This is a genomic window from Actinomadura sp. DC4 (genome assembly GCF_030406325.1).
Classification (GTDB): domain Bacteria; phylum Actinomycetota; class Actinomycetes; order Streptosporangiales; family Streptosporangiaceae; genus Actinoallomurus.
In genome coordinates, this window is the sequence record NZ_JAUEQY010000003.1 from 367,542 (window position 1) to 387,348 (window position 19,807).

20 protein-coding genes are annotated in these 19,807 nt (G+C 72.3%); 8 read left to right on the forward strand and 12 right to left on the reverse strand.

What is annotated here, in order from left to right:
* Window positions 1–35: 35 nt before the first annotated feature.
* The 3 genes from QWU11_RS06705 to QWU11_RS06715 form a co-directional block, all read right to left on the reverse strand.
* Window positions 36–764 (reverse strand): GAF domain-containing protein, encoded by a 729-nt coding sequence (locus QWU11_RS06705; RefSeq protein WP_290104155.1) that lies wholly within the window; start codon window positions 762–764, stop codon window positions 36–38.
* Between the two features lie 153 nt (window positions 765–917).
* Window positions 918–2,399 carry an MFS transporter gene (locus tag QWU11_RS06710; protein ID WP_290104156.1) on the reverse strand — a complete coding sequence of 494 codons (1,482 nt, stop codon included), beginning with the start codon at window positions 2,397–2,399 and terminating at the stop codon, window positions 918–920.
* Window positions 2,400–2,426: 27 nt separating this feature from the next.
* Complete coding sequence (locus QWU11_RS06715; protein WP_290104157.1) at window positions 2,427–3,758, reverse strand: FAD-binding oxidoreductase; 1,332 nt, start codon at window positions 3,756–3,758, stop codon at window positions 2,427–2,429.
* 190 nt (window positions 3,759–3,948) lie between these two features.
* Between QWU11_RS06715 and QWU11_RS06720 the strand changes: the two genes are divergently transcribed.
* Window positions 3,949–4,752: a histidine kinase gene (locus tag QWU11_RS06720; RefSeq protein ID WP_290104158.1), complete on the forward strand. Its 804-nt coding sequence runs from the start codon at window positions 3,949–3,951 to the stop codon at window positions 4,750–4,752.
* A complete protein-coding gene (locus tag QWU11_RS06725) occupies window positions 4,749–5,420 on the forward strand; it encodes a response regulator transcription factor (protein WP_290104159.1) in 672 nt (223 codons plus the stop codon). The genes QWU11_RS06720 and QWU11_RS06725 overlap by 4 nt, the downstream gene beginning before the upstream one ends.
* Before the next feature lie 11 nt (window positions 5,421–5,431).
* Here QWU11_RS06725 and QWU11_RS06730 read toward each other — a convergent pair whose 3' ends face one another.
* Window positions 5,432–6,196, reverse strand: coding sequence for an enoyl-CoA hydratase-related protein (locus QWU11_RS06730; RefSeq protein WP_290104160.1), 765 nt, complete (start codon window positions 6,194–6,196; stop codon window positions 5,432–5,434).
* Between the two features lie 83 nt (window positions 6,197–6,279).
* On the opposite strand from QWU11_RS06730, the gene QWU11_RS06735 reads away from it, so the two are divergent.
* Together QWU11_RS06735 and QWU11_RS06740 are read left to right on the forward strand one after the other, a co-directional pair.
* A complete protein-coding gene (locus tag QWU11_RS06735; protein ID WP_290104161.1) occupies window positions 6,280–7,608 on the forward strand; it encodes a PLP-dependent aminotransferase family protein in 1,329 nt (442 codons plus the stop codon).
* Between the two features lie 63 nt (window positions 7,609–7,671).
* Window positions 7,672–9,618, forward strand: a complete 1,947-nt coding sequence (locus QWU11_RS06740; RefSeq protein ID WP_290104162.1) for a serine/threonine-protein kinase — start codon at window positions 7,672–7,674, stop codon at window positions 9,616–9,618.
* A gap of 19 nt (window positions 9,619–9,637) precedes the next feature.
* On the opposite strand, the gene QWU11_RS06745 is transcribed toward QWU11_RS06740, so the two are convergent.
* The 4 genes from QWU11_RS06745 to QWU11_RS06760 form a co-directional block, all read right to left on the reverse strand.
* A complete protein-coding gene (locus QWU11_RS06745; RefSeq protein ID WP_290104163.1) occupies window positions 9,638–9,955 on the reverse strand; it encodes a co-chaperone GroES in 318 nt (105 codons plus the stop codon).
* Between the two features lie 54 nt (window positions 9,956–10,009).
* Window positions 10,010–10,237, reverse strand: a complete 228-nt coding sequence (locus tag QWU11_RS06750) for a hypothetical protein (protein WP_290104164.1) — start codon at window positions 10,235–10,237, stop codon at window positions 10,010–10,012.
* Between the two features lie 130 nt (window positions 10,238–10,367).
* Entirely contained in the window at window positions 10,368–11,426 is a 1,059-nt protein-coding gene (pdhA, locus tag QWU11_RS06755; protein ID WP_290104165.1) for a pyruvate dehydrogenase (acetyl-transferring) E1 component subunit alpha, read from the reverse strand.
* 219 nt (window positions 11,427–11,645) lie between these two features.
* Window positions 11,646–12,287 carry a TetR/AcrR family transcriptional regulator gene (locus tag QWU11_RS06760; RefSeq protein ID WP_290104166.1) on the reverse strand — a complete coding sequence of 214 codons (642 nt, stop codon included), beginning with the start codon at window positions 12,285–12,287 and terminating at the stop codon, window positions 11,646–11,648.
* 63 nt (window positions 12,288–12,350) lie between these two features.
* Here QWU11_RS06760 and QWU11_RS06765 point away from each other — a divergent pair, with 63 nt between their 5' ends.
* Window positions 12,351–13,376 carry an aldo/keto reductase gene (locus QWU11_RS06765; protein WP_290104167.1) on the forward strand — a complete coding sequence of 342 codons (1,026 nt, stop codon included), beginning with the start codon at window positions 12,351–12,353 and terminating at the stop codon, window positions 13,374–13,376.
* 42 nt (window positions 13,377–13,418) lie between these two features.
* Here QWU11_RS06765 and mgrA read toward each other — a convergent pair whose 3' ends face one another.
* From mgrA to QWU11_RS06780, 3 genes are all read right to left on the reverse strand, one after another.
* The gene (mgrA, locus tag QWU11_RS06770) at window positions 13,419–14,444 is read right to left on the reverse strand and encodes an L-glyceraldehyde 3-phosphate reductase (protein WP_290104168.1); all 1,026 of its coding nucleotides are present in this window, start codon (window positions 14,442–14,444) and stop codon (window positions 13,419–13,421) included.
* 60 nt (window positions 14,445–14,504) lie between these two features.
* The gene (locus QWU11_RS06775; RefSeq protein ID WP_290104169.1) at window positions 14,505–14,705 is read right to left on the reverse strand and encodes a hypothetical protein; all 201 of its coding nucleotides are present in this window, start codon (window positions 14,703–14,705) and stop codon (window positions 14,505–14,507) included.
* A gap of 93 nt (window positions 14,706–14,798) precedes the next feature.
* Window positions 14,799–15,752 (reverse strand): LacI family DNA-binding transcriptional regulator, encoded by a 954-nt coding sequence (locus QWU11_RS06780; RefSeq protein ID WP_290104170.1) that lies wholly within the window; start codon window positions 15,750–15,752, stop codon window positions 14,799–14,801.
* 76 nt (window positions 15,753–15,828) lie between these two features.
* On the opposite strand from QWU11_RS06780, the gene QWU11_RS06785 reads away from it, so the two are divergent.
* From QWU11_RS06785 to QWU11_RS06795, 3 genes are all read left to right on the forward strand, one after another.
* Complete coding sequence (locus QWU11_RS06785) at window positions 15,829–17,034, forward strand: MFS transporter (RefSeq protein WP_290104171.1); 1,206 nt, start codon at window positions 15,829–15,831, stop codon at window positions 17,032–17,034.
* 176 nt (window positions 17,035–17,210) lie between these two features.
* The gene (locus tag QWU11_RS06790; protein WP_290104172.1) at window positions 17,211–18,611 is read left to right on the forward strand and encodes a glycoside hydrolase family 47 protein; all 1,401 of its coding nucleotides are present in this window, start codon (window positions 17,211–17,213) and stop codon (window positions 18,609–18,611) included.
* A gap of 68 nt (window positions 18,612–18,679) precedes the next feature.
* Complete coding sequence (locus tag QWU11_RS06795) at window positions 18,680–19,351, forward strand: hypothetical protein (RefSeq protein ID WP_290104173.1); 672 nt, start codon at window positions 18,680–18,682, stop codon at window positions 19,349–19,351.
* 44 nt (window positions 19,352–19,395) lie between these two features.
* Here the strand turns inward: QWU11_RS06795 and QWU11_RS06800 are convergent, their stop codons facing one another.
* Window positions 19,396–19,773: a VOC family protein gene (locus QWU11_RS06800; protein ID WP_290104174.1), complete on the reverse strand. Its 378-nt coding sequence runs from the start codon at window positions 19,771–19,773 to the stop codon at window positions 19,396–19,398.
* Between the last annotated feature and the right edge of the window lie 34 nt (window positions 19,774–19,807).

Genomic DNA, 19,807 nt, shown 5'->3' on the forward strand with positions numbered 1-19,807 from the left:
CGCTCACGGACATCGAAGGCGTCCGCTCCGGGCCGTCAGTCATCGTCTTCACCGCTGAACCGCAGCCGACGGTCGATGACCAGACGAGCGGTCCGGCCAATGCTGATCTCGTGGGCGAAGGCGTAGGCGCGCAGCCGCAGCAGTGCCTCCTCCAGCCCGGCGTCGAGTTGGGCGGCGACCATTCCGGTCGCCTGGTAGATCTCCACCTGTCCGGACGACAGGCCGCCATGGGGCCATCGCTGCTCCGGCTCCGCGACCCCGTCCGCGTCGGCCCGCGACTGGTGGAGGACGAGGTGGAGCGCGGCCGAGGCGAACGTCAGCGCGTCGGCCAGCTGTGCGTCCTCCAGCGGTCCCGGCCGTACCCGGTACAGGTCGAGCACACCCACCCGGATCGCCCCGACCTGCAGCGGAAACGCGAACACCGCCCCGGCCCCGGCCGTGACCGCCGCCGGTACGAACATCGGCCACAGAATCGCGGCGTCGCCGGCGGCGAGATCGGGGGCGAGCACCATCGTCCGCTCCGTCCATGCCTGCACGCAGGGCCCCTCTCCCAGCGTGAACTGGGCCTCGTGCAGGACCTTTGAGACCGGATCGGTCGCGTGCATCAGCAGCCGCCGGTTCAGGTCGCTGGCCAGCCACAACGCCGCGCCGTCCACCCCGAGCACGGGCACACACGCGGCGCACAGGGACCCGACCGAGACCGTGCCGCCGACGGCGTACCCGGCGATCGACGCCCAGATTCGGTCCGCCCGGCTCTCACCCACGCCCGGCACCCGCATCCGCTGTCATGATCTGCTCACCGTAGGCCACTTCTCGCTTCCGCGCTCGCCGGTGACGGTGACGCGATGACGGCCGGGAGGGTTCTCCCCTCCCGGCCGTCCGTGTCGTCCGCCAGGGCGGTCACCCGGCCCGTGTCCTCACCCCGCCTCCACCATCTGCGCCACGACGCTCTCGTCCGGCGCGGACTCCCCTGCGCCCGTGGGGCGGTTCCGGATCATGAAGATCGTGCCGATCAGGGTGAGCATCGCGATCCCGGCACCGACGGCGAAGGCGCGGTCGAAGCCGGTGACCAGCGTGTGCTTGTAGGCGTGGCCCGCACGGGCGGAGCCCGCGGCCGCCGTCCAGGCGACGGTGCTCAGCGCGGCGAGCCCGACGGCACCGCCGATCTGCCGGCCGGCGTTGAGCACGCTGGCGGCCACCCCGGAGTCCGCGTCGGCGACGCCGGAGAGCGCGACCAGCGGCAGCGGCACGAACAGCAGGCCCAGCCCGGCGCTGGTGACCAGGATGGGACCGAGCAGTCCGCCCGCGTAGCCGGCGTGCTCGGACACCAGTGACAGCCAGTACAGGCCGCCTGCGCAGCCGGCGGTGCCGGCCAGCAGCAGCGGGCGGGCGCCGATCCGCGGCATCAGCGCGGAGGCGGCCACCGAACCGGCCAGCACCGCTGCGGTCAGCGGCAGGAACGCCACCCCGGCCCGCAGGGCCGAATACCCCCAGATCTCCTGGACGAACAGGGTGAGGAAGTAGAAGACGCCGAACAGCACGGTGCCCACGCCGAGCATGAGGAGGTTCGCGCCGAGCCGGCCGCGGTCGCGCAGCAGCCTGCCGGGCAGCAGGGCGTGCGGGCTCCGCGCCTCGATGAGGCCGAACGCGGCGAGCAGTACGACGCCGGCCGTCAGTGAGACGACCACCCTGGCGTCGCCCCAGTGGGACACGCCGTCCGGGCCGGTCGCCGCGCCGGAAAGGCCGTAGACGAGCGCGGAGAGCCCGGCCGTACCGGTCAGCGCGCCCGGGATGTCCAGGCGGCCGGCCAGCCGTGGCGTCCCGGCCAGCACCAGGGGAGCGGCCAGGGCCGCGGCGACGCCGAAGGGCACGTTGACGAACAGCACCCACCGCCAGGAGACATAGTTGACCAGCAGTCCCCCGGCCACCAGCCCGATCGCGCCGCCCGCCACGCTCATCGCGGAGTACACACCCATGGCGCGGGCGCGCGGCCTGCCTTCCGGGAAGGCCGTGACGATCAGCGACAGCGCGGCCGGCGCGACGATCGCGCCGGCGGCGCCCTGTACGGCGCGGGCCGCCAGCAGCCACGCCTGCGAGGTGGCGAACCCTCCGGCCAGCGACGCGGCGGAGAAGACCAGCAGGCCGATGACGAACATCCGGCGGCGGCCCAGCAGATCGGCGGCCCGGCCCCCGAGCAACAGCAGGCCGCCGAACGCCAGCGCGTAGGCGTTGACCACCCACGCCAGGTTCGCGCCGGAGAAGTGCAGCGCGTCCTGGATGCGGGGCAGCGCGACGTTCGTGACGGTCGAGTCGAGCACCACCATCAGCTGGGCGGTGGCGATGACCAGCAGTGACAGGCCCTGCCGGGGAGGCCGGGCGGCATCGCGGCTCTCGTACATGAGGTTCCTCTTCCTGAGACGGCGGGTTCAGCCGCGCGCGGGGGCGACGTTGTGGGTGCGGCGGAACACGTTGCCGGGGTCGTAACCCCGCTTGACCTCGGCCAGCCGCCGGTACGTGTCCGGCGGGTAGACGCGCGCGACGTCGGCGCCGGTCGCGGTCCCGAGGAAGTTGACGTACGCGCCGCGGCTCCGGTCCGCGATCGCGGACCACCGGGCGAGCGGCGCGGTGGCGATCCGCTGCGGAGCGCCGGACGGCACCATCACACCCGCGATGACCAGCGCCTCTGCGTCCCGGTGGGCGTACGCGGTGGCGTCCGGCGCGACGCGGGCGACCGCGCCGCCCAGGCTGCGCAGCGTGACCATCGCGCCGTCGGCCAGCAGGTCCGCGGCGCCCTCGATCGTCGCGTCGTCCAGGGCCGGGACGAGGGCGTTGCGCATCTCCATCCGGGCTCCGGGCGGCAGCGCGGGGCAGGACTCCAGCACGTCGGCGTACGGCATCGCGCGTACGGTGTCGGCGGTCACCGGGGCGAGCGCGCGGTACGGGCGCAGAGCGGCCTCGGCGTCGGGGCCGTCGTAGCAGCACTGCAGCATGACCGCCGACGGCATCAGGTTGAGGATGGTGGTCAGATTCTCGTCGCCGTCCCGTACGAGGTCCCGCCAGCGGGCGATGAGCGACCTCGGGTCGGCGCACTCGTAGCCGATCGTCCCGAAGTGCACGGTGGTGACCGGCTGGGCGACGAACTCGAAGGAGGTCACCACGCCGAAGTTGCCGCCGCCTCCGCGCAGCGCCCAGAACAGGTCGCCGTGGTGCCCGGCGTCGGCGCGGACCCGTTCGCCGTCGGCGGTGACCAGCTCCGCGGCGGCCAGGTTGTCGACGGCCAGCCCGTGGCGGCGCACCAGCCAGCCGATCCCGCCGCCGAGGGTGAGCCCGCCGACGCCGACCTCGCGGGTGTCGCCGGCGGTCAGGCCCAGCCCGTACGGTGCCAGCGCGTCGGCCACCGCGCCCCAGGTCGCGCCCGCTCCGACGCGGACCCGGCGGCCGGGCAGGTCCAGGACCTCGACGCCGCACAGGTTCCGCAGGTCGATGACCATGCCGCCGGTATGCGTGCTGAGCCCGGCCATGCTGTGCCCGCCGGACCGTACCGTGACGGCCATCCCGGCGGACGTGGCGTGGCGCAGGGCGGCGGCCACCCCGTCCTCGTCGGGCGGGCGTACGACCAGGTCGGGCGTGCCCGTCGCGAACAGGGCGGCCGCGGCCTCGGCGTAGCCGTCCATTCCGGGTGCCAGCACCTCGCCGGGCAGCCGCCCGGCGACACCGCACAGGCCCCCGTGGATCTCCGAATGTGATGTCTGTGTCATGCCGGGGATGCTGCCGGGGCGCGGGGGTCCGCGTCGTCGTGCACAGGGCGTCTTTCCCGCCTGGTCGGCGGGGAGCGGGCGGACCGTTCCGCTACTCCCGCGGGAGGGGCCGTACTACCCCGGCGGGAGCAGTCGCGAATGCCTCCGCGGGGGGTACGACGGCGTGGAGCCCGGCACGTAGGCTCGGGGGATGCGTACGGATCGTGGCCTGCGGCGGTTCTACGGCGCCGGCTGGCTCATCTCGGCGGGCGTCACCGTGGTGGCGTTCCGCATGTGGTACCTCCATCTGCGCGAGGTCGAGCAGCGCGCGGAGGAGGCGGAGCGCACCCGCGACGAGGTCGCCCTGCGGCGGGCGGTGGAGGAGCGGCTGCGCATCGCCCGCGACCTGCACGACTCACTGACGCACAGCATCTCGGTGATCCGCGTGCAGGCCGGCGTGGCCGCCCACCTGGCCCGCAAGCGCGGCGAGGAGGTCGCGCCCGCGCTGCTGGCGATCACGGAGGCGAGCGCCGACGCCGCCCGTGAGCTGCGCGCCACTCTCAGCGTGCTCCGCAACGGCGACATCGACGGCGCGATCGGCCTCGGCCAGGTGGCCGGCCTGGTCTCCCGGGCGCAGGCGGCCGGGCTGACGGTGACCGTCACGGTGACCGGGGCCGAGCGGGCGTTGCCGGCCGACGTGGACCAGGCCGCCTACCGGATCGTTCAGGAGGCGCTCACCAACGTCTCGCGTCACGCCGGCACGGCGTACGCGTCGGTGCGGATCCGGTACGCGCCGGACGCGCTGACCGTACAGGTCGACAACGACGCCGCCGACGGCGCGGACACGGCCGACGACATCCGGCCCGACGCCACGGAGCCGGCGAACGCCCGGGGGCTGGGGCTGATCGGCATGCGAGAGCGGGTCGCCACCCTCGGCGGCCGGCTCGAGGCGGGGCCGCGCGCGCAGGGCGGCTTCCGCGTACGGGCCGAGCTCCCGGCGCGGGCGTCCGCGTGATCCGGATCCTGCTCGCCGACGACCAGGCGCTCATCCGCAACGGCATCCGGGCGCTCCTGGAGTCCGAGGACGACATCGAGGTGGTCGGCGAGGCCGCCAACGGCCGGCAGGCGGTCGACCTGGCGAGGGAGCACCGGCCCGACATCGCCCTGATGGACATCCAGATGCCCGTGCTGGACGGGATCGAGGCGACCCGGCAGATCGCCGGCGACGAGCAGCTCGCCGCGGTCCGCGTCGTCGTCCTCACCAACTACGGGCTGGACGAGTACGTCTTCCGTGCGCTGCGGGCGGGCGCCAGCGGGTTCCTGCTGAAGGACACCGAGCCGGCCGACCTGCTGCAGGCGCTGCACGTGGTGATGCGCGGCGACGCCCTGCTGTCCCCCGCGGTCACCCGGCAGCTGATCACCGAGTTCGTCGCCCGCCCGCCGGACGCCCTCGGCACGGCGGGCCTGGAGGCCCTCACCAACCGGGAGCGCGAGGTGGTGGCCCTGGCCGCGCACGGGCTCAACAACGACGAGATCGCCGCGTCGATGGTGCTCAGCCCCGCCACGGCCAAGACCCACGTCAGTCGCGCGATGGTCAAACTCGGCGCCCGCGACCGCGCTCAGCTGGTGGTCTTCGCCTATCAGTCCGGCCTCGTCAGCGCCCGCGACCCGGGCCGCCCCTGAGTCCCCCGGGCTCAGGGCCGCCCGAGAAACCGGCGGAGCCCGTCGCGTACGCCGTCGGTGGGGACGACCGCGCCGAACCAGGCGGCCTCGACGGCGAGGCCCTCCTCGATGGGGAGGTTGATGCCCCGGGTCACCGCGCGCAGGCAGGCCGCGACGGCGGTGGGCGCGTGCCGTACGATGCGGGCGGCCAGGTCGCGGGCGGCGGCGGGCAGTTCACCCGCGGGTACGACGGCGTTGACCAGGCCGATCTCGGCGGCGCGTGCGGCGGGGATCGGGTCGCCGGTGAGGATCATCTCCAGGGCGCGCTTGCGGCCCACGTGGCGGGGCAGCCGCTGTGAGCCGCCGAAGGGCGGCGGGAAGCCGAGGGTGATCTCGGGCTTGGCGAACGCCGCGTGCTCGGCGGCGATGGCGAGCGGGGCGGCCTCGACGATCTCGCAGCCACCGCCGTACGCGAGGCCGTTGACCGCGACGATCACCGGCTTGGGGAACTCCTCGATCCTGCGCGTCAGCGCGTGGCCACGCCGGACGATGTCGCGGAGGGCGCGTTCCGTACCGCCCTCGATGCTCCGCGCGAGGGAGGGGATGTCGGCGCCCGCGCTGAACGCCCTGCCGCCGGCGCCCGTCACGACGACGGCGCGTACGGAGTCGTCGGCCTCGGCGCGGTCCAGCGCGGCGAGCAGCGCGTCGATCGTGGGGTAGTCGAGGGCGTTGAGCTTGTGCTCCCGGTCGATCGTGAGCGTGACGAGGAGATCGTCCTGGTCGGCGTGGACGGTCATGCGGGGCTCCCCGGGGCTGCGGAGGGTGGACTCGCCGAAGCTATGGGCCTCGCTTGGGACAATCCAGTTATTGTCCTAGGTACATGGCTTCTTACAAGCTTCTCGTCGACGAGCTCGCCGCGGCCATCCGCTCCGGCGCGCTCCCGGCGGGCACCCGGTTGCCGACCCACCGCCGGCTCGCCCGCGAACGGCGGATCGCGCCGGCCACGGCCACCCGCGTCTACGCCGAGCTGGCCGCGATGGGCCTGGTCACGGGCGAGCAGGGCCGCGGCACGTTCGTACGGACGCGGTCCGGCTACGACGGGCTCGAACCCTCGCGCGCGCTGCCGGTGCCCCGCGTCGCCGACCTGTCGTTCAACCAGCCGCTCGCCCCGGAACAGGCCGGCGAGCTGCGCGCCGCCCTGCGCGCGCTGTCGACCTCGGGCGAGGCCGAGACGCTGCTCCGCCAGGACCCGCCCGGCGGGCACCGCCACCACCGGGCGATCGTGGCCACCGCGCTGCTCGACCGCGGCATCGACACCGCGCCGGACGACGTGCTGCTGACGAGCGGCGCCCAGCAGGCCCTGGACACGGTGCTGGGCGCGCTGACCCGGCCCGGCGACGTCCTCGCCGTGGACGCGCTCACCTATCCCGGGGTCAAACTCGTCGCCGCGGCGCACGGGCTGGAGCTCGCCCCGGTCCCCGTGACGCCTGACGGCCCGGACCTGGAGGCGCTGGACCTTCTCTGCCGTACGCGACGGGTCCGCGCGATCTACACGATGCCGACCATGCACAACCCGCTCGGCTGGGTGCTGGACCGGCGGTGGCGGGACCGCCTCGTCGCCATCGCCCGCGGCGCCGGCTGCGTGATCGTCGAGGACGGGACGTACGCCTTCCTGGAGGCCGCTCCGCCCCCGCCGGTACGATCCCTGGCCCCCGAGCGCACGTGCTACGTGGCCGGGCTGTCCAAGAACGTGGCGACGGGCCTGCGCTTCGGCTTCGCGGTCGTCCCCGGCGAGCACGTCGGCCCGGTGACGCGCGGCCTGCGCGCGGCCGCGTGGGGCTCGCCGGCACTGATCACCGCGCTGGCCACCGGCTGGCTGGCCGACGGCACGGTCGTCCGCCTCGAACGCGCCCGCCGGGAGGATGCCCGTGCCCGCCAGCGCATCGCCCGCGAGGCGCTCGCCGGCATGGACGTCACCGGGCACCCCGCGTCGTACCTGCTGTGGCTCGGTCTGGGGGCGCACCAGCGGCCCGACCACGTGGCCGAGGTCCTGGCCGGCGAGGGCATCCTGGTCTCCACCGCCGACGCCTTCGCGGTCGGCCCGCACCGCCCGCACGCCCTCCGGCTGGCCCTGGGCACACCGCCGCGAAATGAGCTGGAACCCGCGCTGCACCGCCTGCGTACCGCCATCGAGGCGATACCGCTATGAGGCAGCAGGTCCGGCTCCGACGGATAAGCTCGTTCATGGCACTGTTGAGGAAGCGCAGGGGTCATGGTTCCGCTCGGTAAAGAAGATCCGACGCATGTCGGTGGCTACCGGCTGCTGGAGTGCTTGGGCGCGGGCGGCATGGGGCGGGTCTTCCTCGGCCGATCTCCGGGAGGCCGCAGGGTCGCGGTCAAGCTGATGCGCACCGACAGACTCGACGACCCGAGGTTCCGCGACCGGTTCGTCCGTGAGATCGAGGCGGCCCGGCGGGTGGGCGGGTTCCACACCGCACAGGTCGTCGACGCGGACCCCACCGCGAACCCACCGTGGATGGTGACGGCCTATGTCCCCGGCCCGTCCCTCGCCGAGGCCGTCGCGGCCCACGGGCCGCTCACGCCCGGCGGGGTACGCGTTCTGGGCTCCGGGCTCGCCGAGGGGCTGGCCGCGATCCACGCGTGCGGCCTGGTGCACCGTGACCTCAAGCCCGGCAACGTGATCATGTCGGAGGACGGGCCACGGATCATCGACTTCGGCATCGTGCGGGCACTCGACGTGCCCTCGATGACGCAGACCGGCGTGATGCTCGGGACGCTTCCCTACATGTCCCCGGAGCAGTTCGCCGACCGGCCCGTGGAGAAGCCGAGCGATGTGTTCTCCCTCGGCAGCGTGCTGACCTTCGCCGCCTGCGGGCACCCTCCGTTCGGCTCCGCGCCGCTCCCGGCCGTCGTCCACCGCATCATCAACGCGTCACCCGACCTGAGCGGTCTTCCCACCGGGCACGACCTGCACCACCTGATCGGCGCCTGTCTCGCGAAGAACCCCGCCGACCGGCCCACGACCGCCGAGTTGCTCGCCGGGCTGGCCGATCACGACCGGCGACGCGGCACCGGTATGGACGCCGGCGGCCCTCCGCGGCCCGTCTCACCGCTCTCCGTCGAGCGGGCCACGTCGCCGGCCACGACCGAGGACGACCGGAAGCCCGCTCGCAAGGGCCTGCGCCGGGTCCCTCGCCGCGCGGTGCTGGCGGGCGGGCTCGGCGGCGCGTTACTCGCCGCCGGCGTCCCGTTGGGGAGATCGCTGACCCACCGCTCACCCCCTCGTCCCCAGCCACCACGCGGGCCGTTTCGAGAAGCCAGCCTCGTCGGCAACGCCAAGGTCTACTCATTGGCGATCAGCCCGGACGGCCGGACCCTGGTGACCGGCCATTCCGACGGAACGACCAACCTCTGGGACCTGACGCACCGCCCCAAGGTGGCAAGCCTTCCCCACCCCACGCACGGCGTCTTCGCCGTGGCGATCAGCCCGGACGGCAGGACACTCGCCACGGCCGGTGGCGCCGGCATGGTCCGGTTGTGGGACACCGCCTCCCGCACCCAGATCGGTTCGGATCTCGCCGGTCACACCAAGGACGTCAACTCGGTGGTCTTCCACCCGTCCGGGCGGATTCTGGCCACCGGAAGCGACGACAAGACCGTACGGTTGTGGGACGTCCCGAGCCGGACCGCGCTCGGCGATCCCCTTCGTGGCCACACCGCCGGCGTGTACGCCGTGGCGTTCAGCCCGGATCTCACCACCTTGTGCAGCGCCGGCGCCGACTTCGACATCCGCGTGTGGAACGTCCAGGCCGGGAAAACCATCTTCACCCCGATGACGGGCCATACCGACACCGTCTACTCGCTGGCCTTCAACCCTGACGGCACCCGGCTGGCCAGCGGTTCAGGGGACCAGACCGCCAGACTGTGGAGCGTGGGCGAGGCTCTCGAAGTCGCCACCTTCTCCGGGCACACGGGCAGCGTCCTCACGACGGCGTTCAGTCCCGACGGCAAGCGGCTCGCCACCGCCGGCACGGACCACACGGTCCGGCTGTGGACCACGGCGGATCAGACCAACACCGCCGTCCTCCGCGGTCACACCGAGCGCGTTCAGTCGGTCGGATTCAGCCCGGACGGCCGGACGCTCTTCAGCGGCGGCGACGACAAGGCGACCCTTCTGTGGCGGCTCTCCGCGGGCTGACGCGCACCCGGAGGCGAACTCAGAGGTAGAGGCCGGTGCCGTACTCCGGGCGTTCGCTGGCGACGGCGTGCAGGTCGCGTTCGCGCATGACGAAGTACATCGCGCCCTGGACCTCGACCTCGAACTGGTCCTCGTCCTTGAACAGGACCTTGTCGCCGACCTTGACCGAGCGCACGTGATGGCCGGTACCGCACACCTCGCCCCAGACGAGCCGGTTCGCCAGCTCCGCCGTCGCGGGGATGACGATGCCGCCGGTGCTGCGGCGCTCCCCTTCCTTGTCGGGGCGCACCATGACGCGGTCGGCCAGCATCTGGATCTCGAACTTCGCCTCGGCCACGGTCGGGAGTCTACTTTGTGGCGGAAGTTTCCGAAGGCCCGAGCCCGATCCGGGCTACTCGACCGCGAGGCGTTCGAGAAGCTGGATCGCGGGCCGGCGTACCTCGATCGGCACCACGCCGCCGAGAACGTCCCTGGCCTCCTCGAAGGTACGGGTGGTGGCGCACGTCACGGCCACCGAGCCGGCGACGGCCTTCTCCAAAGACCCGGCCGGCGCCTGATCCGCCATCTCGCGTGCGGTCGTGGCCAGGTCGAGGTTGTCTCGCGTCTTCGAGGTGCTCAACGATCCTCCTCCTCCGGATCGCGGCGGCTCAAGCCGTGCTCGGCCGGGGGCGGCCACCGCGGATGTCGAGGAAAGGACATCCTAGGCAGGTCACCCCGGGTCACGTCCACCCGAGGTGGCCGAACCGGTCTCAGTCGGTGAAGGCGTCCAGGTAGGAACCCAGGGCCGCGTACTCCTCCGCGAGCTGGTGGTGCGGGCCGGCGTACACGTGCTCGAACATGGCCTGCGGCTCCGGCTCGGGCAGCGCGCGGCAGTCGGCGCGTACCTGACGGCCCAGGTCGTCGGCCTCGGCGTCCACCGCCTCGAAGAAGTCGTCGCCGGCGAGCTCGTTCTTGGTGAGGTACGCGTGGACGCGCTCGATCGGGTCCTTCATCCGCCACGCCTCCAGCTCGGCGCTGGGCCGGTAGCGGGTCGGGTCGTCCGAGCTGGTGTGCGCGCCCATCCGGTAGGTGTGGGCCTCGATCATCGTCGGCCCCTCGCCGCCGCGCGCGCGGTCGAGCGCGGCGCGCGTGACCGCCAGGCAGGCGAACACGTCGTTGCCGTCGACGCGTACGCCCGGGAAGCCGAAGCCGTGCGCGCGCCGGTAGAGCGGCACCCGCGTCTGGGTCTCCAGCGGCGCGGAGATCGCCCACTGGTTGTTCTGGCAGAGGAAGACGACGGGGGCGTTCTGCGCGCCGGCCCACACGAACGCCTCGTTCACGTCGCCCTGGCTGCTCGCGCCGTCACCGAAGCAGGCGAGCACGGCCTCGGCCGCGCCGTCGCGCTGGACGCCCATGGCGTACCCGACCGCGTGCAGCGTCTGCGTGCCCAGCACGAGCGCGTAGCAGGCCATGCGCACCTTCTCGGCGTTCCAGCCGCCGTGCTCGGTGCCGCGCCAGAGCTTCAGCAGCTCGCTCACCGTCACGCCGCGGCACAGCGCGATGGCGTGCTCGCGGTAGCTCGGGAAGACGTAGTCCTCGGTTTCGAGCGCGCGTACGGCACCGATCTGCGCGGCCTCCTGGCCGAGCAGCGGCGCCCACAGCCCGAGCTCCCCCTGCCGCTGCAGCGCCATCGCCTCGGTGTCGAGCCGCCGCGCGAGCGTCATGTCGCGGAACAGCCCCTGGACCTCCCCGGCGGTGAGCTCGAGGGGGTAGTCGGGGTGGTCGAGGCGCTCGCCCTCCGGGCTGAGGAGTTGCACGAGTTCGGTCACGCGGCCTCCTCGGCCGGTCCCGCGACCACATGCCGTCTGGTTCCCGCGCTTCGCTCGATCACGTCAGCTGATTTTGCCAGTCCCCCGGCAGGCAGCGGCATGCGTGCGGGTACAAGCCGGGGAACCCCGACCTGTCCGGACCCGACAGATGCTCGGACGCCCAAGCATTCTTTCCCTCTCGGCCGGCCGGAACTTTGCGAAACGCTCGCCGCCGGCCGATCACGGCGCGGCGTCCCCAGGGTAGAGCGAGGACATCCAGATGTGGGTGAGCACGCCGACGAGTGCCTCCTCGTCGTCGAACGGCGGGACGCCGATGGCGGCGAGGTAGTAGAGGCGTTCGCCGAGCCAGGTGAGGGCGGTCCCGAGCGCGCGCGGGTCGACCGCGTCCACCCCGTCCCGCTCGATGCGCTCGGTGGTGTTGTCGGTGTAACCGTTCATCTGCTGGAGCCACAGCTCGGTGAGCTTCGGGTCGGTGCGCCAGTTCTCCACGATGGCGCGCAGGACCGGCGCCTGCTCGCGCCACAGCCGGGCGCCCACGCTGATGCCGTGGCGTACGGTGGCGTGCCGTTCGCTCTCGTTCTCGTGGCGCAGCCACGGCTCGGACGCGACGTGTCCCTGGCCGACGGCCTGGCGGACCAGCTCGGCCAGCACGTCGTGCTTGCTCTCGAAGTAGAAGTAGAAGCTGCCGCGCGAGATCTCGGCCGCCGCCAGGATGTCGGCCACCGCGATCTCGTCGAACCGGCGCTCGCCGAGGAGCCGGCGGGTGGCGTCCAGGATCACCGTACGGATGTCGCGGTCGTCGCGGCCGGCCGTCTCCGTACGCCGTGCGCGGCGCGGGCCGGGGTTCTCGCCTTTCACCATGCGGCTCAGCCTATCGATACGCTGTCTAGACAGAGTGTCTAGACGGCACGTATGGTCGCGCTCATGAGATATCGAATCTTCGGCCGTAGCGGCCTGCGGGTCTCCGAGGCGTTCCTCGGCACGATGACCTTCGGAAGCGACTGGGGCTGGGGCGCCTCGGCGGAGGACTGCCGCAAGATGCTCACCGCGTACGCGGAGGCCGGCGGCAATGTGATCGACACGGCCAGCAACTACACCGAGGGCGCGAGCGAGCGGATCGTCGGCGAGCTGCTGGGCGCGGACCGCGACCAGTTCGTGCTGGCCACCAAGTACACGCTGACGCGCGACGCCGCGAACCCGAACGCGGCGGGCAACCACCGCAGGAACCTCACGCGTTCCCTCGAACAGAGCCTCCGGCGGCTCCGCACGGACTACGTCGACATCCTGTGGGTGCACATCTGGGACGCGCACACGCCCGTCGAGGAGACGATGCGCGCCCTGGACGACGCCGTACGCGCGGGAAAGGTGCTCTACGTCGGGGTCTCCGACGCCCCGGCCTGGGTGGTCTCGCGGGCGAACGCGCTGGCCGAGGCGCGCGGCCTGACGCCGTTCACCGGGCTACAGGTGCCGTACAGCCTTGCGCAGCGCGACATCGAACGCGACCTGCTGCCGATGGCGGACGCCCTGGAGCTGTCCGTCGCCGCGTGGTCGCCGCTGGCCGGCGGGCGGCTGTCGGGCAAGTTCACCCGCTCGGCACCGGTGGAGTCCTCACGGGTGAAGCGCGCCGAGATCTCCGAACGCGACCTGGGGATCGCGCGTACGGTCGACGCCGTCGCCGACGAGCTCGGCATGGAGTCCGCCCAGGTCGCGATCGCCTGGACGATGGCGCACCGGCCGTGGGTGCACCCCATCCTCGGCGCGAGCCGTCCGGAGCAACTGGCCGCCAACCTCGCGGCGCTCGACGTACGGCTGCCGGAGGAGGCGCTGCGGCGGCTGGACGAGGCGAGCGCGATCGAGCTCGGGTTCCCGCACGACTTCATCGGCTCGACCAAGGAGTTCGTGTACGGGGCGGTGGACCGGGACGTCGTCGCGCGGAACGCGCCGCGGTGAACCCCGGGTCGCCCTCTCTTCGGGGGCGACCCGGGGATCTTCTCAGTGGCGGCTGGAGGCGGCCCAGATGTTGATGCCGGCCTCGACGGCGTCCGCGTCGATGGCGGCCAGCTCGTCCTCGGCGAAGTCGAGGTTGTCCAGGGCGCCGAGGCTGTCCTCGAGCTGGGCGACGCTGCTGGCGCCGATCAGCGCCGAGGTGACGCGTGGGTCGCGCAGCGTCCAGGCGAGCGCCATCTGGGCGAGCGACTGCCCGCGCTTCTTCGCGATCTCGTTCAGCGTCCGTACATGGGCAAGGGTCTCGTCGGTGAGCAGGTCGGTGGACAGGGACTTGCCCTGGCTGGCCCGCGAACCGTCGGGGACCCCGTTGAGGTACTTGTCGGTCAGCATGCCCTGGGCCAGCGGCGAGAACGCGATGCAGCCCGCGCCCACCTGCTCCAGCGTGTCGAGCAGACCGCCCTCGATCCAGCGGTTGAGCATGGAGTACGAAGGCTGGTGGATCAGCAGCGGCGTGCCCATCCCGCGCAAGATGGCGGCGGCCTCGGCGGTGCGCTCCGGGGAGTAGGAGGAGATGCCGGCGTACAGCGCCTTGCCGGAACGGACCGCCTGGTCCAGCGCGCCCATCGTCTCCTCGAGCGGCGTCTCGGGGTCGTGGCGGTGGCTGTAGAAGACGTCGACGTAGTCGACGTCCATGCGGGCGAGCGACTGGTCGAGACTGGCGAGGAGATACTTGCGCGAACCCCACTCGCCGTACGGGCCGGGCCACATGTCGTACCCGGCCTTGGTGGACAGGATCAGCTGATCCCGGTACGGACGGAAGTCCTGCGCGAAGATCTGCCCGAAGTTGGCCTCGGCGGAGCCGTAGGGCGGCCCGTAGTTGTTGGCGAGATCGAAGTGAGTGATCCCGAGGTCGAACGCACGCCGGAGGATCGCACGCTGCGTCTCGAGCGGCTTGTCGTCCCCGAAGTTGTGCCACAGCCCAAGGGAGATGGCGGGCAACTTGAGCCCGCTCCGCCCGGTGCGGCGGTAGGAAATCTGGTCATACCTGTCATCGGCGGCCTCGTAACTCATAAGCCGCAGTCTGCCCTGCCGCCAACCGCCGGTGAACAGCGAGGTCCGTGCGGGCGCCGGTCAGGTGGAGGAGCGGCGGCGGGTGTGGACGCGCCAGGACCACACCAGGAAGGCCAGGCCGATGATGACCGCGACGGCGCCCAGTACCGCGTACTGGCCGTGGCCCGACATCGAGGAGCCCTTCATCGCTCCCTCGCCCTGGGCGATCCAGATGCCGCCCAACGCGCACAGGACGATGCCGATGAGGCCGCGAATCACCATGGTGCCGCTCCGTATCCGAAGGAAGCCTCGACGCTACTCCCGCCGCTGCGGAAACCGGCCGAAGGCGGGCGAGCGGTAAGACTTTCGACAGATTCAGCCGCGCCGGGCCGTCGAGCCGCGGACGACCAGTTCGCCCGGCAGGGACACGTCCCCCGGGATTCCGCCGTCCAGGCGTTCCAGCAGGGCGGTCATGGCTCGGGCGCCGAGTTCTTCGGCGGGCAGGCGGATCGTCGTGAGTTCCGGCTCCAGGGCGGTCGCGACCAAGATGTCGTCGAAGCCCGTCACCGACAAATCGCCCGGGACGTCCAGACCCAGGTGGCGGGCGGCCTTGTACGCGCCCGCCGCGATCAGGTCGTCGTCGCAGACCAGGGCCGAGGGGCGGTCCGGGCGGTCGAGTACGGTCAGGGCCGCGGCTCGGGCGGCGGCCACGTCGATCGCGGTCGTCGCGCGGCACTCGACCGGGCCCAGCGCCTCGCCGCGTACGCGGAACGTCCACGCGTCGACCGCGGCGGCCAGATGGCCGATGCGGCGGTGGCCGAGGCCGTGCAGATGGCCCATGATCGACCGCATTCCGCCGGCCACGTCGAAGTTGACCGACGGCGCCTGACCCGCCGGGTCGTTGTCCATCACGACCAGCGGCAGGTCGCCCAGGCCCGTCATGCCGCCGCCGATCGAGGAGGCGAGCACGCCGTCGATGGCCTCGATGTCGATCGGGCTGCGGGCGGGGACCGCGTCGTCGTTCCAGGGGTGGACGATGACGCCGAAACCGCGCTCCCCCGCGACGCGCGCGGCGCCGGTGTACACGGCGCCGAAGAACGGGCTGGCCAGGGTGGGCACGACGAGCAGCACCGTACGGGTGCGGCCCAGGCGCAGGTTGCGGGCGGCGAGGTTGGGCCGGTAGCCGAGACGGCGCGCCGCCTCGCGTACGGCCCGGCCCGTCTCCGGCTTGACCCGGCCCTCGGACTTGCCGGCCAGCACGAGGGACACGGTCGACTGGGACACCCCGGCGACTCGCGCCACGTCACGGCTGGTCGGTCTCTTGGACACGCGACAAGGGTAGAGCCTCACCCCCCTTTAGTGATACGTATGACGGACAACGCCGTAATACGTATGACGGGACCCGATGCGCGCCTATCTCGACTTCCTCCGCAAGCCGTACGCCGCCCGCCTGCTCGGCGGCACGCTGCTCGGCCGGCTGCCGAACGGGATGAGCGCCCTCGCCATCGTCCTGTTCGTCCGCGCGCACGGCGGGGGCTACACGCTCGCCGGTGTCCTGTCGGCCCTGTACGGGCTGGCGATGGCGGCGGGCCAGCCCGTACTCGGGCGGGCGATGGACCGGTTCGGCCAGCCGCGCATCCTCGCGTCCGGGGCGGTCGCGGCGGCCGCCGGGTTCGCGACGCTCGCGGCGTTCGGGCTGCACCCGCTGCCGGTGGCGGTGGCCGGCGTACTGCTGGCCGGATTCGCGACCCCGCCGCTGGAGGCGGGGCTACGGGCACTGTGGCCGTCGGTCCTGGCCGGGCCCGCCGAGGTGCAGGCCGCGTACGCGCTGGACGCCGCCGCCCAGGAACTCCTGTTCACCTGCGGGCCGCTCCTCGTGATCGCCGCCGCCACCATCTCCAAGGAGGTCGCGCTGCTGCTCACCGGACTGCTCGGCGTGGCCGGCACGCTCGTGGTCACCTCGTCGCGGCCCTCGCGCGCCTGGCAGGGCGAACGCGCCGGCGGGCACTGGGCCGGGCCGCTGCGCTCCCCCGGCATCCGCGTGCTGATCGCCGCGCTGACCTTCGTCGGCGTCGCCCTCGGCGTGATCAGCGTCGCCGTCGTCACGTACGCCGACGAGCGCCATCTCTCCTACGCCTCCGGCAGCATGCTCGCGCTCAACGCGCTGGGCGCGTTCGTCGGCGGCGTGGCGTACGGGCGGCGGCCGCGGACGGGCCCGCCGTACCGGCGGCTGGCCCTGCTGATGGCGGGCCTGGCCGCGGGGTACCTGCCGCTCATGTGGGCGCCGGCGTTCCCGGTGATGGTGCTGCTGGCCCTGCTCAGCGGCGTCTTCCTCGCCCCCGTGCTGGCCTGCACGTTCACGCTCGTGGACGGGCTCGCGCCGCGCGGCACGGTGACGGAGGCGTTCGCCTGGCTGGTGACGGCGTTCGGGGTCGGCAGCGCGTTCGGCGCGGCGCTGGCCGGGCTGGCGGGCGACGCCGCGGGCGCGCGCGGGGCGTTCGCCGTGGCGGGGGCGGGCGGCGCGGTCGCGCTGCTGACGCTGCTCGCCGGCGGCCCGATCCGGCCCGCGCCGCTCGCGCGGGAATCGGCCGTCGGCCAGGATCAGTTGTGATCGCCGCGTAGTTCGGTCAACCAGCGCGGCACCGACACGGCCGACCGGTACGTCTTCACCCGCAACGTCGCCCCGCGGGCGGCGGAGGCGGCCGGGATCGGTCAGCCTCATCGCCAACGATCCTTACGAGTGGTACGACAACGTTGTCAAATGTCCCGACAACACGGCGGTGAACGATGGCCCCCTTCTCCCGCAGAGCCTTCCTCGGCACGCTGACCGCCGCCGGCGGGCTCGCCGTGACCGGTCTTTCCGCAGGTACGGCCGGTGCCGCCGACCGTCGCTGGCACCGGGCCGCCGACGACGTACGCGCCGAGGTGCGGCACGCCTGGCGGTCGTACAAGCGCTTCGCGTGGGGTCACGATCACCTGCTGCCGGTGAGCGGCGGGCACAGCGAGTTCTTCGACGACGCGCATCCGGTGGGGCTGAGCATCGTCGAGGCGCTGGGCACGCTGTACTTCATGGGCCTGGACGACGAGCTCGCCGAGGGCGTGCGATGGGTACGGGACAATCTCGCGTTCGGCGAGGTCAACGCCGACGTCCAGGTGTTCGAGACCAACATCCGGATGGTCGGCGGGCTGCTGTCGGGCTACCTGTGCACCGGTGAGCGCGCCCTCCTGTCGAACGCCCGCGAGATCGCCGACATCCTGCTGCCGTGCTTCACCCACTCCCCCACCGGCATGCCGTACCGCCGGGTCAACCCGTCCACGGGCGAGATCACCGGGAACGTCAACGTGCTCGCCGAGATCGGCACGATCATCGCGGAGTTCGGCACGCTGTCGCGGCTGGTGCACGACCCGAGGTACTTCGACGCCGCGAAGAAGGCCCAGCGCGCCGTGTTCGACCGCCGCTCGCCGCTGGACCTGGTCGGTACGGAGATCAATATCGAGACCGGGGAGTGGACGGACACCAGCGCCCGCGTGGACCCGCCGGTGGACTCGTTCTTCGAGTACCTGTGGGACGGCTGGGACCTGTTCCACGACCGCGAGATCAAGCACTGGTACGACACGCTGACGGCGGCCGTGCTGCGGCGCGAGGAGGAGCGGTACGGCGGGAGACTGTGGTTCCACCGCGCGGACATGGCGACGGGCGACCTGGTCAGCCGCGAGACCTCGGAGCTCACCAGTTTCTACGCCGGCCTGCTGGGCCAGGGCGGCCACCTGCGCGAGGGCGAGGCGTACCACTCGTCATGGGCGTCGGTGCTGGACACGTACGCGCTGCTGCCGGAGGGCTATGACTACGGCACCGGTACGGCGACGGACCCGGGCAACCAGCTCCGCCCGGAGTACGTGGACGCGGCGTTCAACCTGTGGCTGCTGACGGGTAAGGAGCTCTACCGCGAACGCGCGTACGACTACTACGTGCGGCAGAAGCGCGCGTCGCGGGTCCCGAACGGCTGGACGATCGTCACGGACGTGACGACCTCTCCGGCGAAGGTCGGCGACCTGACGTCGGGGTACTGGTGGGCGGAACAGATGAAGTACTGGTACCTGATGTTCGCCGACAGCCCGCGCTTCGACTACCGGAACAACTACCTGTCTACCGAGGGCGCGGTGCTCCGCGGCGTCATCCGGCACTGAACTGAACAAGGGCAGAAACCCTCGGTTCTTCCCTCGGCCGGAATCGCGCTTCGGAATGATTCGATGGCATGAGCGCCACTGACGTACCGAGGTCGACCGACTGCGGAAAGCGTGAGAAACGTTTTCGTACGGTCCCGGCCGCGGCACAGATCCCGTTCGACCCGGCGGCCGAACGTGCACCGGTCGTCGACAGACCAACGCCACCGTCGGCGGCGAGAATCGCGCGCTGGTGGTATGAGAATTGTCGCGACGACGACGGCGCGCCCGGCTTCCTATTCGGGGAGATCGGCACTGATGAGCCGTTCTGTTTTCGTTGTGGATGGCTCGCTCCCGTCGCCGACGGGCGGGGGTGGCGTGGTTGGAACAACGCGGGTGGGTGGCTTGAACGCGCGCATCTGATCGACTGGCGGGCGCTACGCGACATCGGCGAGGTCGAGGCGGCGAACGAGCCGGGTAACTACGTGCTGCTCTGCGAGCGCTGCCACCGGCACATGCCGTCGTTCGACGTCGGTGAGTGGGCCGACGCTCTCGGGTGGGTCGAGGAGGGAGACCCGAACCCGCTCCTGGTCGCGCTACGCACGTTCGTCTCCGACGACATCCACTCTCGAAAGAATCTCCCGCGCGGACGAGCCCGCGCCGAGCGGCTTTCCCGACGCGTCAACGAGACCCTCACCGAGGCGTTCTACGCAACGCTTTTGAACGTCGAGTCTGACGATCCTCGACCGGCGAAAGGGCCCTGACGCCCGGGCGTCGGCCGGCCTCGTCGATCAGTGGTGGCTCGCGGTCACTGGTCGGGGCTGAGCGGGGGCAGGACGCAGAACTCGTTGCCCTCCGGGTCCGACATCACGATCCACCGGACGGTCTCCGGTTGGCCGACCCGTGCTCGTTTCGCGCCGAGTGCCTCCAGGCGTTCCACCTCCCGTTCCTGGTCGTCCGGGCGTAGGTCCAGGTGGAGGCGGTTCTTGCCCGGGGTCGGGTCGGGAACGCGCAGGAAGAGCAGGTCCGGGGACACGCCGTCCTCCGGGCTGCCCTCCGGGGGTTCGAGGACGATCTGGTCGGCGGCCTCGTGCGTACGGCGCCAGCCCAGGGCCGCCTCCCAGAAGTCCGCGACGGTCCCCGGCTCGCGGCAGTCGATGTCCAGGCACTGGATCCTCAACGTCATGAGACGACTCAACGTGCTCCGGCGGCCCCGTGTC